Below are 15,545 nucleotides of genomic sequence, written 5' to 3' on the forward strand. Positions count from 1 at the left end.
TCACAGCCAGCTAAGACTAAACAGTGTTGCCAGGCAGCTCAACGAGAGGCCAAGAAAAACGCTAGACTATGAATCACCCGCAGAGCGTTTTAACCAATGTGTTGCATCCATCGGTTGAACTCACAGCACATACCAGACATTTGCCGCTATAAACGAATATCTTCAAGGCTAGGCCTCAAACATTTCCGCCCCGAGATAAGACCCTTCTTTTGGTGCCGGTGGCACGAAGAAGATCCCTGAACCGATGTGGGAGATGTATTCGTTAAGCGCGTCGGATGCGCCGAGTTTGGTCTGCAAGGCTTCGAACTGCGCCGGGTCTTTTTGGTAGCTGATAAACAACAGTCCGGCGTCAAGTTGCGCCATGTTATTCAGCCCGTCGGTGTAGTTATATGAACGACGCAGGATTTTAACCCCGCCGTTGTTCTCGTGCGCTGCCAGGCTGATATGCGCCGTCGCCGGAATAACCAGATTGCCATCGGCATCTTTTTGGGTGAACTGCGGAGTATCAAACTCTTTGGTACCGGTCAGCGGCGCACCGGAAACCTTATGCCGTCCGAACACATTGTTCTGATCACTGACCCGGTCAGTATCCCAGCTTTCGATGTGAATTTTGATTTTCCGCACCACCTGATAACTGCCCTGCTGCTGCCACGCCGGACCGCCATCTTTGATCCAGACATATTTGTCAAAATCCGCTTTCTCGGTGATGTTGCGTGTACCGTCTTTAAAGCCGAACAGGTTACGCGGCGTGGACTGCCCTTTACCGGCAGACGCGCGGCCAAAGCCCATCACCGTCCACCGGGTTGCTGCTGCGCCGGTGCTTTTGGCGATACGCGCTAAATCGCGGATGGCGTGATACGCCACCTGTGGATCGTCAGCACAAGCCTGCAAAGAGAGATCGCCGCCGGTCAGTTCCGGCTGCATATCGTCACTCGGCAGTTGCATCAGTTCGCGCATCAGTTGCGGTTTTTGTTTTGCCAGTCCGAAGGCGTCAGTGAAAACGCGCGGCCCCAGTCCGACAGTAACGGTCAGTGACGCCGGACCGAGATCCATCGCCTCGCCTGTATCCATACCCACGCCGCTGTCGCGCGCCGGTTCCACCTGACCGATAATTCCGCCTTTCATTAACTGCGCAATTGCCGATGACCAGCGCGCCAGCAACACCTGTAAATCCTGACGGCTGGTGGTGGTCAGATCAAAGGTCATGTACATGATATGCCGCTGTGGCGGCGTGGTGACGCCCACCTGACCGCCGTTACCGTAGAACGGATACTGGTGCGACAGGTCGATTCGGTCTTCCGGGTCATGTGCCGCCACCGCCTGACCGTGCGCATGAGCAACCGTCGGGATCGCCAGTGCGCTGGCACCGGCTACCGCACCCTTGAGTAAATCACGGCGGGAAAACTTACCGGCCTCCCTGGCCGGTTCGCGTTGTTCACTCATTTATCAGGCTCCCTTATTTGCCGCCACTTTCTCACCGATTTTAGACAGAGGTTCCTGTAACGCCTGAATAGAACGGCTCAGCTTCGCAGCATCAGAGGCTTTGAGTTCAGCGGTGTAATATTTGTATCCGCCGGGAACGCTGGTATCACGGTAGGTTTCCAGCAGCGTATGGACAGCAGCGAATTGCGCGGCGACCTGCTTAGTGAGCGCCGGATCGATTTTTTCCAGACCCGGTTGCAGGAAGGCGAACGCCTGTTGTGCGCCTTCGACGTTACCAGCGAAATCCACCAGGTCAAAGTGGCTGAACGCTTCTTCTTCGCCGTTGATTTTGGTGTTCTGCACTTCTTCCAGCAGGTCTGCGGCACCGTTCGCCAGATCTTCCGGTTTGTACGTCAGGGCTTTGGTCAGCGTATCCAGCTGTGCGACGTTTTTCTGCAATTCAGCCGCCAGCTGTTTGGTTTCAGGGGTGATTTTACCCTGACCAAACAGGTCACGCTCGATGGCGTGGAAGCCATGCCAGCCCGCTTTCGGATCCAGATTCGAGGCACGCATGTCAATCAGGTAATCGAGGTTGCCGGAATTATCGGTGGCCTTGAAGCCCGGCAGCACAAAACCATCAACGTCAGATTCGATACGCTCGTAGAAAGGACGCGCTTTGGCGTAATCGGCTTTGGCCGTGGCCAGGTCACCGGCATCGATATCCGCTTTCAGGCGGTTAACCGCCACGACCATCGCGTCCACTACGCCATTGACGTAGGTGGCGTAATCTTTGGTGCCCTGCGCCAGAATAGTTGCGGTGCTGCCCGCCGGTTGCGCGGCGCTTTTACCGGTCACAGTAAAGTCTGTCATCTCATGTTCTGCGCCCGGACAGAAAATCTGGTATTTACCCCCATCCAGCGTCAGGGTGAATTTGACCGCAGGAAGCCCCGGAGCCAGGTTCTCTTTTTCGCCCAGAATACGGTTGTTGCTCAGCAGTTCCAGCTCGGTAATTGCCGTCGCGGTTTTATTGACCACGTTAAACGTCACCGGACCGGCTTTTGCCGAATTATGATCCACCACACAGGTGCCGCCCTTGTCGCCGGTCATGGTGATATTCACCTGTGAAACGCCATTCGTCACCGGCGCCTGAGCGGCAGCGGCTGGCGCATCCAGCGAAAACATCAGCAATGCTGTCAGGCCCGCGGCAGTCATCAGCGATTCTTTTTTCTTAAAATTCTTCTTACGCATGAATTACTTATCCTTTATTTTTTGGCAAATTGGTGTGTGGTTGAGAACCGAAAGACAGGTCATATTCCCTGCTGACAGATGACCGTTCGTGACGGAATTGCAGTAAAACCCGCAGTGCAGATACAGCAAAAATCAGGGCCAGTGCCGCCAGCAAAGCAGGCAGCATGTAAGCCCAGAAACGATAAGTGTCCTGATAAGTTTGTCTCTGTTGCAGAACGTCAGAAACGTGCTGCTGATACGCGCTGCTCAGTTGCCAGTTGCAGGCAGAAACATCGTCAGCAGGCGTGCGTACCGTCACCGTGCGCGGCGATTGCAGGCCGCTGCCAGAAAGTGTAATGACCTCTTCGGCCTGTCCGCTGGCATCAAGTAAAGCGTCCCCGGCAGCAGAAGCCTGAACGTTGCAATGCACCGTCCACTGCGCCTGATACGGCCCCGGATGCATCGCCGGGTTCAGGCCGATAGGAATACGATTCCCGTAAAGCGCCACCACCTGATCCAGCGTCACTTCGTCCGGCGCACCATAGGGGGTCACGGATTTTTTGATATTCCATTCGCGTATTGGCAAACCCGCGCGTTCACCGGGGATAGCGGCATCGGGCGCAAGCGCTATCTGCGTTATCTTGCCCGTGGCGGATTGCACACTGAGCTGATAGCCGTTACCGGCAGTGACGAGAAGTTGCACCTGACCGGCAGGCGTTTGCTCCGCGCTGCTCACCAGCGGCGCGCTGCCCGGCAGTTGCAGGGTAAACGGGGGATAAAACAGGAAAAGCGCCAGCGCGGCGAGTGCCATCACACCGGCGAAAGCCAGCGACAGACGCGCCGCTTTTACGGGTGCCGGACGGCGGTGCGCAGGCCAGTAAACCATCACCGAAACAATGCCGATATACAGCAGCCACGCCACGGTCTGGATCTGATTAGGATCAGGCGGAATACCCAGCACGCCGGTGATCAGCGCTGAACGGATGGTGCCCGGCGGAACCAGCCAGGAGAGATCGGCAATACGCTGCTGGCCGATATTCAGCCAGCCGGCTTCGTGTGCGGTTTGCAGTGAAGTGATGATGAGTCCGCCTGCCACGAGGATCAGGAAAAGACCGGTAAAGCGGAAAAAGCGCGACAGATTAATGCGGATGCCGCCAAAATAAATACCGCAGCCGATGATCACCGCCACCACAAGGCCGATGACTGCGCCGACCGCAGCCCACATCGCGGACTGCGCCACGGAGAACGTCGCCAGCAGGAATACGCTGGTTTCAAAGCCTTCTTTCAGCACCGCCAGAAACGCCATGCTGGCCAGCGCCCAGGCACTGGACTGGCTGATAGCTTCGGCGGCGTCGCTTTCCAGCTCCTTTTTCATGTTATGCGCGTGGGTGTTCATCCACATGATCATGCCGGTCACGAAGAACACCGCGACCGCGCCTATCACCGACTCCATCCCTTCCTGACTGGCCTGCGGCAAAGCACGCTCTGTCATCTCCAGCGCAATACCGACAATCACTGAGAGCACCAGCGCCAGCACGACGCCGACCCACATCGCAAAAAGACTTTTGCCGTTTTTACGTAAAAAGGCCGCAATAATGCCGACGATCAGCGCGGCTTCCAGGCCCTCACGCAGACCAATAATAAAGGTGGCTAACAAAGGTGACTCCAGCAACAAGAAGCATTATCAAATCATTAATGATAATTGATATCAGTTAGCCGAATCACAGGGAAGGAATGGAGTATGAGGAATTGCAACAGATTGCGTGAGAAATGACATTTTGTAGTAAAGAGTGCGTTTTTTGTAACCAGTTGAAAATTTCTGCAATTCCGGCCACTTCCTTGTGGCCTGCCCTTTTTAAACGCCCGGGTTCATTGCAACGTGGCAGCGCCCTTACCGTGATCATTGCTTAGACTTCAGCCAGATAACTCCCAGCACGGCCAGCAGGATGAAAACCCCGAGGGAGGCATAGGCAAGCCAGTCGTTCACCTGTGAAAGGATATCGCCGGACATCCAGCCCACTCCCAGCAGAACCCCGGTTTTGGGAATGGCCGCCACAATGTTATAGAACAGGAACGGCGCCAGCGGCATGCGCGACATACCTGCAGCGGTCAGTACCAGTGCGCCTGCGGAATGCGTCAGTTTACCCAGCACCAACATGCGCCCGCCTTTCTGGTCAAAACTGCGCACCACTTTTTCCAGCCGTTCCTGCGTCAGCCCGAGGCGCGTCAGCCAGCCGGGCGGCGTTCCGTCCGGCCTGATAACCCATCGCCCCAGTGAGTAAAACAGCAAATCTCCGAACACTTCCACGGCCATCACCACAGCAAAAATCCCCGTTAAGCTTAAATAACCGAGACGCGCAAAATAACCGGCAATCACCGTCACTACCGGCCCTTCCAGGATGGCCAGCGGCGTCATGATCAGTAACCCGTGCGCTCTGATGAGTGCATCCAGTGAATCGAGTGAAAACATACTTTCCTCAGGCAGCATAAAAAGCTTAAAAGCGCACTTTGCGCTAAATATTTTGTTTCAGACTTGAAATTATTCACTTCCTTGTCTATTACTTAACGTGAGTGATAAATCGTTGTTTTACCGCAGGGTTTGTCGCCAACAGGGTAATTATAAATTCGCTTATGGCAAGCAAAGTTTCTTCCCTTTACGGGCATTCTGACATTTGAGGCATACATGAAAAAAATTAGCGTAGTAGTGGCAGTAGCTCTGACCGGCCTGATCTCTTTTAGTGCTTTTTCCGCTCAGATGATGAAAAAATCTGAGTTTAAAAAAGTGGAATCTCAGTACACCAAACTCGGCTCTGTGAGCACCTCGAATAAAACGTCTCAGTCTGGCGCTATCGAAGATCTTTCCAAGCAGGCTGATAAGAAAGGCGGCGACGTCTTCGTATTAACCTCAGGCAACACCAATAACAAAATCCACGGCACTGCTGACGTCTATAAGAAAAAATGAGTAAGAAAAAATAAGTCTGCCGCTGCGCAGTAACTTTAAGCATTAAACAAAAAGCCCGTTTTGATACGGGCTTTTTGTTGGGCTTTTTTTCGTCCCCTCAACGCAATATAAAATCAAAGGGCATCCTTGCCCTGCCATCAGAAGCGGATTTTTATCCCGACCGTGCCGCTCACGTCATTGGAAATTTGACTTTTCGAGCCGCCGTTCTGGTAGCTTTTACCCACTTCGGTATACGCCTGCACTTCACTGGTCGCCGCCCACGTTGCACCGAGCGCCACTTCCGTACTGCTGTAACGCTGATCGGACGTCAGTGACGTTTCACCGGCGTTGTTGCTGGTATTCACGTAGGTGGTGGTGTCGCTGCCGTCTGACAATACCTGCCACAAGTTAACCCGCACATACGGCTTCACTGTGCCGTGTTCGGTGTCGTATTGCGTTGTCAGACGCACGCCGAGACGGCCAATTACCGCATCGTCCGCACTGACTGAGGCACGGGTTTTGGCATCGCCCGGAATAATCACGCTGTCGAAATCACTGTGCTGCCAGATAAGCTGCGCCTGCGGTTCCAGCGCCCAGCTGCTGTCGCCCAACTGATACGGTTTACCCACTTCGACCGATGCTATATAGGTATTGCCGTCGGGACTCAGCGAATCGTGACTGCCCGGCATGGTGAGATCAATGCTGTGATTGCCGTACTGGAACACGTTATCGACGTAGAAACCGTTGTCCGCCGTCCAGGTGGCGTACCCGCCCAGATAGAACGCAGTATCCGAAGTGTAACCCGCCGGACCATAACCGCCGGAATTCGCGCCCTGATAGTTGGTATCGATATCCAGCACCGTGGTGTAAACCCCTGCCCGCCAGCTCTGATCCTGATACAAATCGACACCAGCCTGCATACCGTTCATCCGCGAATCCGATTGGGTAGACGTCGCATCGTTAAGACTCTGATGGGTGGACTGCGCGATATAACGCGCCCAGAAACGTCCCTCCTGATCTTCCGGCGTGTTGGCGTTATACGGTTTTTCATCACCGACGCGCTGATGAAGTGTGCCAAGCACCGCGAGGTCTGCCTGACGGGCCATACTTGCCAGACCGTCAAACACCGGCACTTCAGGACGATAACTCGCCCGCAGGAACCAGTCTTCGCCCGCGCCCTGTGCGTTGGCGGCAAACAGACGGTACTGGAATGCGCCCGCATCGAGATGATCGGCACCCAGCGTGAAGGCGTCTTTGGTGGTCTGCGCGGTGGTGGTCGCGCCGTTCAGCGCTTCAACCACGGTAATACCGTCACCGGTGGTCTGCTCCCCGAGCTGGCTGACGTCGATATCCAGACGCGTCACGCCGGTCGCCGACCCGCCGTTGATCACCAGACGGTCAGCCACACCCGGACTGTGCTGCTGCGCGGCAATATTCAGCACACCGTTCATGCCGACATAATTGCCGTTAACGGTGAGCGTAGATCCCACATCGCCGCCACGCAGGTTAATGGTGCCCTGGTTAATGACAGAACCGACCGTCTGGCTGGTGCCGCCGGTATCGAGCAACGCACCGGCGCTGACAATATGATCCGATTTGGCGCTCAGAGTGTTGGTGCCGTTCGCCAGCAAGGTGCCGCTTTGCACCAGCGTAATACCGGAATAGCTATTGCTGCCGCCCAGCACCGTGGTGCCGGATCCCTGCTGCCAGACCTGACCGGTGCCAGAAATGCTGCCCGGCAACGTCAGCAGATTAGAACGATTAATCTGTAAAATGGCGTTATCGACAATATCGCCGACGATACTGCCCTGTTCGCCACCGTTACCTAACTGAAGGTTCCCCCCGCTGATGGTGGTCACACCGGTATAAGTGTTGTCGCTGTTCAGCGATAAGGTGCCGCTGCCGGTTTTAGTCAGCGCGCCGTCGCCGTTGAGAACACCGTTCATCGCCACATTATTGCCGTTGGTGTCCACCGTGCCGCCTCCGCTTTGCAGGTTCACTGCGCGGCGGGTATCAAACGCGTTGCCGTAACGCAGTGTACCGCCGTTAAAGCCCAGTCCGGTGCCGGACTGTCCAAGGTTATTGTCGGCAGAAACCTGTAACGTACCGGCGTTGATTTGCGTGCCGCCGCTGTAAGTGTTCGCGCCGTTAAGGACTAAGGTACCGGCATCGGTTTTGTCGATACCGCCGCTGCCCGCGATTTGCGAATTGATAGTCGCCACATACTTAGCGCCTTCCGCGGTGCCGTCGCCGACGCGGATTTGCGTGTCCGCAGTGCTGGTAGTGATCACGCCATCGTTAATCACATAGCCGTCGGTGGCAAACTGTGCGCCGCTGATCGTCACTGCACCAAGGCTGTTATCCACCGTGACATTGCCTTTCTCGCCGCCAAAGACTGCGAACGAGTTATCGCTAAACGGCGCGTTGAAACGCCCGTCCGGATTGGTGACATCTGTTGACCAGTTGTCATTGCCGGAACTGTTCTGCCAGGTTCCGTCGCCGCCGTTGATCTGACTGTCGTTTTTGTTGGCGCTGTCCGCACCGTCCCAGAACCGCAGGATAACGCCGGTGCGGTTCACCAGATTGACCTGATTCGCCAACGACGTCTGTACATACATGTCATCTGCCGCCGCCGGAGCCGTACCTATATCCAGCGTATTGTTGGTCAGCGCACCGGTGTAATTGATGACGCGATAAATACCGACATCAAACGTCCCGCCCGGCGTCTGGGTGATATTCAGTTTGCCGTTCAGATTCAGGTCACCGTTGACGTTTATCAGGTCATTGAGACTGCCGCCTGCGGTAAAGGCCTGCCCGAACTGGAAATCAAGTTGCGAGTCCTGATTCAGCGTCAGCCCGCCCGTGGTCAGCACGCCGACACTGTTGAGATCAGCCCCCGCCGCCAGATGGCCGTTATCTGCCACGGTGACATTGCCGCCCAGCGTGCCGTTACCGCCCAATGTGGCACCTGATGCCACGCTGACTGCGCCGGTCGCGGCCTGCTGATTGCCATTGACCAGCAGAACACCCTGCTGCACACCGGTCGCACCGGTGTAATTGTTGTCGCCGGTCAGCGTCAGAGTACCGGTGCCGGTTTTGGCAAGGCTGCCGTTAACGCCGCTGATAATGCCGCTGATGCTGTCATTGAGATTCAGCGCCCCTTCAATCAGTTGCGCCGCACCCAGCACCACATTCCCCGCACCGGAAAGCGAACCGACTGAGGTACTGTCGCTGACGTCCGCGATATTCACCACGCCACCCGCGTTGTTAGCGATAGTGCTGCCCGCCGCCGTTGCCTGACCGGCAAAGGTTACCAGCCCGCTGTTGTCGATGGTTGAACTGCCGCCGTCTGCCTGACCGCTGAGGTTCATTTGCGTGCCGGAGGCCAGCGTAAACTGCCCGTTGCCGCCATTCGCATTATCGTTCAGCCGGACTGCCGCCCCGTTGGTGGCATTGATAATGCTGTCTGCTGCCGACGCGGTGTCATTGAAAGTGAGAATGCCGCTGTCGAGCGCGAAGCTGTGGGTTTCGGCGTTCGCATCGTTATTGAAATTGACGGTGCCTTGCTGGTTAACGGTGATCAGGCTGTTTGCCGTGCCGAACACGCCGGTGGTATTGGCATCGACAGCGACGGTGGTTGCGCCGTTAGTGCCGGTAACGGTGGTCGGCCCCTGATACGTATTCGCCTGATTCAGTTCCAGCAAGCTGTTAGCTGTGGCGGCAGAATCCAGCACCGTCAGCTGTCCCAGCCCGCCGATCACGCCGGTTGGCGTGAAGGTGTGACCGTACAAATCGAACTGACCACCACCAAGACGACTGAGGAAAATCAGACGGTCGGTGGTGAAGTTATCGCCAATCTGTAGCGTCGAGTTGTTGTTTATCAGTATCGATGTGCCCGCTATCCCGAGGTTCTGGTCGGAGGAAACATTCAACGTACCGCCGAAGATTTCAGTCCCACCGGCGTAACCGTTATTACCGGTCAGGATCAGCCTGCCCGGATCAGATTTAAACAGTTTCAGAACCTGACTGCCCGGCCCGGCGGTCACGAGATTGGCGTTGATGGTAGCCGTATCTCCGGCACCGGCACCGCCCGCGCCAACACGGATGATGAAGTACGCATCCGCCGCCGTTTCGCCCTGATCCCGGTAAGCCGAAACCGGTGTGAGGTTTGTGGAACGGAACATCGTCAGAGGGTCGCCGTTAAGGACGTAGCCGTCGCTGTCGAACTGCATCCCCGCCGCAGTGACCGGATTGTAGAAGTTACTGACGGTGACCGTGCCTGCTGTGCCCTGGAATACTGCGAAGGATGCCTGGCTCCACGGGTTGTTGCCAAAACCGGTGGAGGTGGTCCAGTTGTTGGTATCGCCCACCGCACGGGATTGCCAGACGCCATTGCCGCCATCAACCTCGTCGTTACCTGAAGTGCCGTCGCCGTGGTTGCTGCCAAGCAGATCGCCGTCCCAGAATTGCAGCGTTGAGCTGGTTTGCGGTGAACTCAACACCAGGTTGACTTGAGTCGGGATTGACGTCTGCACGCCATACGTACTGTCGCTGCCCGGTGGCAGTGTCGTGACTTCCAGACCGTTATTCGTCAGCGTGCCGCCATAGCTATAAAGGCGATACAGCCCCGGCAGGAAGCTGCCGCCGTCGGAAACCGTAACATTCAGTTGTCCGTCCAGCGTCAGGTTTTGGGCAACATTCACGAAGTCATTCAGCGCACCGCCTGCGGTGGTGAACTGCCCCAGCTCGAATTTATTATTGGTGGTCGGTGAAAGATTCAGACTGCCGTTGATATTGAGCGTACCCGCGCCGCCGTCACCTGGTGAAAGCGTGGTATCCGCCCCGAAAGTCACGTCGCCGCCAATGGTGCCGGTCCCGCCTAACGTTGTGCCGCTGGCGACGGTTGTTGCACCGGTCGCACCGGATTGATTGCCGTTAACCAGCAAGGTGCCGCCGTTCACCTGCGTCACGCCCTGATAGGTATTCGCACCGCTTAACCGCGTGGTGCCGCTGCCGGTCTGGTAGAACGCACCGGTTCCGCTGATCACACCGCCCAGATTAACGGTATCGGACTGATTGATGTTCAGCACGCCGTTATCGGTAATATTGGTCAGCTCGGACAATGCGCCCGGCGCACCGCCGTTGCCGAGTTGCAGCGTGCCGCCATTGTCGATCAGCGTATTCCCGGTGTAGGTGTTTTCACCGGTCAGAATGGTGGTGCCGCCTCCTGCGCGTTCCAGTCCGCCGCTGCCGCTGATAATCCCGGAATAGGTTTGCGTGGCGGAAAGGCCGTTAAACACCAGCAGACTGTCTGCGCCGTCGGTACTGACGTCATAATTGTTGATGCTGGAAAGCGTGGCATCCGTGACGTTGTCACCGCCGCGCAGCGTGCCGCCGCCGGTGACCTGAATCAGCGGCGTACCGGAAAGTTGCAGATTGTCTACCACCTGCACGTCCGCGTCGGTGCCGGTCACCGCCAGCGTGCTCCAGCCGGTACCGATATTGGTCACCGGCAGCGCATCGGCCGCCAGCGAGCCAATCTGCGCTGAACCCGCGCCCGCATGAGTATTGGTGAACGTCAGCGTGCTGTTGCTACCGCCTTCGCTGAGAATATGAGAAGTTGTCGTCAGATCGACATCGCCGATATTAGCGCGATCGTTACCGTCTGCGCCGGTGAAATCCACCGCACCATCAAGCGTGCCGCTGTTCCAGGTAAAGGTATCATTGCCTGAGCCCAGGTTGATCAGCCCGGTGGTCGCTTGGGTGCCGGAAAGCGTGACGTTGTCACTACCACTGCCACTGAGTAACGCCGTGGCGGTATTGCTGGCGGCACTGAGCGTGCCCTGGTTAGTGACGGTGTTATTTGCCGTGCCGCTGGCATCAATGACTACAGAGTTCGGGCTGGCATCCGTAATCGTTCCGCTGTTGATAATGGTGCGATTCGCCGCCGTGCCGTTGATGCGTATCAGCGCCAGCGGATTGAGCGCACCGGTGGCATTGATCGTGCCGTTGTTGGTAAACGCGCCCGCATTGGTAGCGAGAACCGACGTGTTGGTGTTGCTGCTGGTCTGGATGTTGCCGTTGTTGGTGACGGCGCTCGCATCCACCGCCGATATCGCCGCACCGCCGGTCGTACCCATGGTGATGTTGGCTCCGGAAGTCACGCTGCCGTTGGTTTTCGCCAGGATCCCGTTGCCGTTCGCGCCGGTCACATCAATGGTGTAACCGGTGCCGATAGTCAGATTACCGGTCGTATTGCTGCCGTCGGCCTGTTCAAACGCAAAGCCTGCACCGCTGCCGGACACGTTCAGCTGGTTGCCGGAACCCTCTGCATCAAAGGTCACTGCAGTACGGATTGCCGGGCCGTCAGCCGCGTTGATGGTCACACCGGTCAGGTTAATATTTGAGGTGTCGGCCTTGTTGTTGATGCCCGCGCCTGTCCCGCTGATATCAATCAGCGTATTACTCGCCGTCAGCGAGGAAGAACCGACGTCCATCAGGATGCCGTCTGCTCCGTTACTGGCCGTAATATGGTTGTTCGTGCCGCTGATCGTCAGTGACGCGCCGTCATTGACCAGTTGTACCGCCGCCAGACCGCCATTGGCCGTTACGTTACCGAGTTGCGTGACCTGCGCGCCTGCGCCCTGAACTTTCACCCCCACATTATTACTGCCAGCCGCACCTGTCACCGTAATATCACGCAGATTGTTCAGCGTCCCTTTATCCTGAATGTACACGCCGATATTGTTAGTACCGCTTACGTTGATGGGCGCGTTGTTTTTGGCTATCCCGCCATCGTGGAGGTAAACCCCGATATTGTTATTACCCGCAAGATCAGTGCCATCACTTTCGATATCCACATTACCCAGCCACGAAATATCGTAGGCTTTAATGCCGCTTTGGCTGGCGGTAGTGCCGATATCCACTTTTGAAAGCACGTTCGTTGCCAGCGCATCCGCACCGTCGCCTTTGGTGCCGTCAATGGCATAGTTGCGACCATCCACCACCACGGCGGTGGCGTCGTTATGTTCCAGCAAAATGCCGCCGTTATTGATGGTGCCGGTCGCGCCGCCCGTTATTTTTACCCCGACCGCATTTTCGCCGCCGACATGAATGGTCGCCTGACCGGTATCGAGCGTGGTCAGCGAATCATCGCCACCGCCCGGCTGACCGTCTGCGCCGGTATCGAGACCATTAGCAAATACACCGGTTGAACCGGTACCGGTCACTGTTAGCTGATACGGACCGGCATTACCGGAATCACCGTCAAACTGCGCGCCGTGGTCGATAGCAAACAGGATAGACCCCGCCTGTTCATTGTCTTTGATGATGGCGCTGCCCAGATTGATTTTGGCATTCTCGCCATAGGCGTAATAACCAATCTGATTGGTGTTAGCGAAATTCAGGAGCGCATTAGTGCCTACGTTGATGGTCGCCTGTCCGCGCGCATGCACACCAATCGCCCCGGCAGATAGCAGGTTTATCGCCGAATCAACCGCAGCCGTCGCCTGATTGCCGTTCAGCCCTTCGGCGTAAACGGCATAGTTACGGTAGGTATACGGGTTATTGTCGCTGCCGCCATTATCGCCTGCCGCCCCGACAGTAATCGTTCCTGCACTGGAGGAATTCACGGTGGCGGTTGCCGTTCTGGCCAGCAGGTTGATCGCCACGTTATTTTCACCAAACACACGGATAATGCCGGTATTGGTGACGTTGGTGGTATCGGTAGCGGATAAGCCATAGTTCTGAGCCGCCGAACCGTTTGCCAAAATTTGCCCGAGCACGTTAATAGTGCCGGTGTTCAGTACCGCGCCTGTGCCGCCATTAACCAGCATGCCGACCGCATTTCGCGTCAGTGTACCCAGCGTGATGGTGCCGTCGTTGGTCACATTGCCGGTGCTGCTGGTGCGGATACCGGCGGACTGCACCGCACCGCCGACCATAGTGGTCGCGGAAGGCGCTGCGCTGGCGGTCACCGGATCCGTCCCGACATAAATATTGCCGGAAGTGGTGTTAGTAAACGTCGCCGCGCCGGAGATATCTGCACCGTAGCCGCTCGCGCGCCCGTCAGTGTTATGTGTATTACCTGTCACCGCAATGCTGCCGCTGTTGGTGGCGGTGGTGGTGCCTTGCGCCTGCATACCGGTTGCGCCATCGGTGGTGCCATCGGTCAGCGCAACGTTGATATAACCGGTGTTAGACAGTTGACTCGCGCCCAGCCCCTGCATGGCGATGCTGCCCTGATTACTGACATTCTGGTTGGTGCCGTCTTTTTCGAGGAACAGTCCGGCGTTTAACGTGCCGTTGTTAATCGCGGTGGCGTCGGTCGCCATCATCCCGACGCCCGCCGGGCTTGAGCCGTTGCTGCGCCAGATATTGATGTTACCGTCGTTGGTCAGTATCGCGCCGTTGTCGCCACGCATTACCGCCGTTGCGCCATCCACCGCCAGACTGCCGGTGCTGGTGACCGTGCCGGTGGCATCCGCACCGGTGGCATAAATCACGTTCAGGCTGCCGGTTCCCAGCGTGGCGTTATTGGTGTGGGCAAGCATGTCAGACCACACGTGATAGGTCAGATCCACACGGTTCTGCTGCTCGGCACTGAGTAAACTTTGAATGATGGCGTTATAGGTATTTTGCGCGATGACCGGCGAATCAATCACCGCTCCGCCGTTTTGTGGCGGTAGCGTCACTCCGCCGGTCAGCCAAAGCTGAACCTGACTGTTTTCCCGGCTGGTCCCCAGCAGGAAATCGTTCACGGCAGCAATATCTGCCGCCGAGTTAATGGTGAAAGTTCTGGAACCTGCCTGTATAACCCTTCCGGCTACCAGCACATAGTTCGGTAAAGTAATCGAATCGTTATATTGCGAGCTGACCGCTGTTTCATTTTGCAGGTCACCGGAAATCACCGCTGCCGGTGCGAAATGTACGTAGTTATCAGACTGCCAGTTCACGGCGCTGGCAGCACCGGCACTGCCATCCGCCTTAGCCAGCGTGGAGTTTTTCGCCAGCAGTTCGAGGGTGTTCGCCGCAGCGGCTATCGGCGTGGTGCCGCTGGTGTCTGCGCCGATATTAATATTGGCGGTGCCACCGGTGGAAGCCACGCTGGCGATACCGAAATTATTGTAAATATGGAACGAATTCGGGTCGTACACGTTCAGCGGCAAATCACCGACCAGTGAAGTGCCGGGCGCGGAAAACGTTGTGGAATCATACACTTTTATGACGGCATAACTGCCATCCAGCCCCGGCACGACAACGTTCAGCTCCTGATCTTGCTGCGGAACCGCCTGACTGGTCGAATAGCTGAAGGTATCGATATTGGCGGAGGTTATCGGCGTGACCAGATTATTAGAATCCGTCGCCTGTATAACGGTGATGCGACCCGGATCCGCATCGGCACCGGTGCTGTCAATCAGCCCGTTGCGCACCAGCAACTGCGTGGCGCTGCCATTGGTTCCTGCGGCAATCGTCGGGATCGGTCCCAGAATATTGAGCGTCGTTCCGGCGGCATAATGCGTGGCAGTGGCGGTATCGCCATCAATGGTGAAAGCAAAACCCGTTTCCCGCAAAACATCATAATTAGTCAGTGGCGGGAAATTATAGGTCGGATAAACATCTGCCCAGTTCACATCATCCGCCAGAGCGGGCGCTGCCGTCAGGGCCAGTGCCAGAGTCGCCGCTAATTTTGTGCGTCCTGCTCCTTTGCGATGCCCTTTGGTTGTTTCAGGCGCGGCAACCCACGCAGACCTGATTTCACTCCACACCAGACGATAGATCTTATTCATGAGTCAGTTCCATCAAGAGAATTTTATAAGGCGACCGTTGTGGTCAGGCGCAACGTAAACAAGTTGAACAAGAGAGAGCAAAAGGGAGCGAGGTAATATTTCCTTACCTCAAACTTAATTTTAAATATTCTGAAATTTCACTTACGAATTCCTAACATAAAGGTAAG

Annotated in this window: 6 protein-coding genes and 1 pseudogene; 2 read left to right on the plus strand and 5 right to left on the minus strand. The window is 56.4% G+C overall.

All coding sequences use genetic code 11. From position 1 onward, the window contains the following. Positions 1-118 (plus strand): annotated as a pseudogene (locus J1784_RS03415) (IS30 family transposase); the annotation flags it as partial. Between the two features lie 50 nt (positions 119-168). Here J1784_RS03415 and efeB read toward each other — a convergent pair. From efeB to J1784_RS03435, 4 genes are all read right to left on the minus strand, one after another. Further along, positions 169-1,443 carry an iron uptake transporter deferrochelatase/peroxidase subunit gene (efeB, locus tag J1784_RS03420; protein ID WP_217148024.1) on the minus strand — a complete coding sequence of 425 codons (1,275 nt, stop codon included), beginning with the start codon at positions 1,441-1,443 and terminating at the stop codon, positions 169-171. A 3-nt stretch (positions 1,444-1,446) separates the two neighbouring features. Further along, on the minus strand, positions 1,447-2,670 hold the full coding sequence (gene efeO, locus J1784_RS03425) for an iron uptake system protein EfeO (RefSeq protein ID WP_217148025.1): 1,224 nt from the start codon (positions 2,668-2,670) through the stop codon (positions 1,447-1,449). 7 nt (positions 2,671-2,677) lie between these two features. Further along, complete coding sequence (gene efeU, locus J1784_RS03430) at positions 2,678-4,306, minus strand: iron uptake transporter permease EfeU (RefSeq protein ID WP_217148026.1); 1,629 nt, start codon at positions 4,304-4,306, stop codon at positions 2,678-2,680. A gap of 243 nt (positions 4,307-4,549) precedes the next feature. Next, positions 4,550-5,119 carry a DedA family protein gene (locus tag J1784_RS03435; RefSeq protein WP_217148027.1) on the minus strand — a complete coding sequence of 190 codons (570 nt, stop codon included), beginning with the start codon at positions 5,117-5,119 and terminating at the stop codon, positions 4,550-4,552. A 213-nt stretch (positions 5,120-5,332) separates the two neighbouring features. On the opposite strand from J1784_RS03435, the gene yahO reads away from it, so the two are divergent. Beyond that, positions 5,333-5,611, plus strand: coding sequence for a DUF1471 family periplasmic protein YahO (gene yahO, locus J1784_RS03440; protein WP_217148028.1), 279 nt, complete (start codon positions 5,333-5,335; stop codon positions 5,609-5,611). A 137-nt stretch (positions 5,612-5,748) separates the two neighbouring features. On the opposite strand, the gene J1784_RS03445 is transcribed toward yahO, so the two are convergent. Continuing rightward, positions 5,749-15,378 carry an autotransporter-associated beta strand repeat-containing protein gene (locus tag J1784_RS03445; RefSeq protein WP_217148029.1) on the minus strand — a complete coding sequence of 3,210 codons (9,630 nt, stop codon included), beginning with the start codon at positions 15,376-15,378 and terminating at the stop codon, positions 5,749-5,751. Positions 15,379-15,545: the final 167 nt, after the last annotated feature.

Source organism: Rahnella ecdela, assembly GCF_019049625.1.
In the GTDB taxonomy this organism is placed as follows: domain Bacteria; phylum Pseudomonadota; class Gammaproteobacteria; order Enterobacterales; family Enterobacteriaceae; genus Rahnella; species Rahnella ecdela.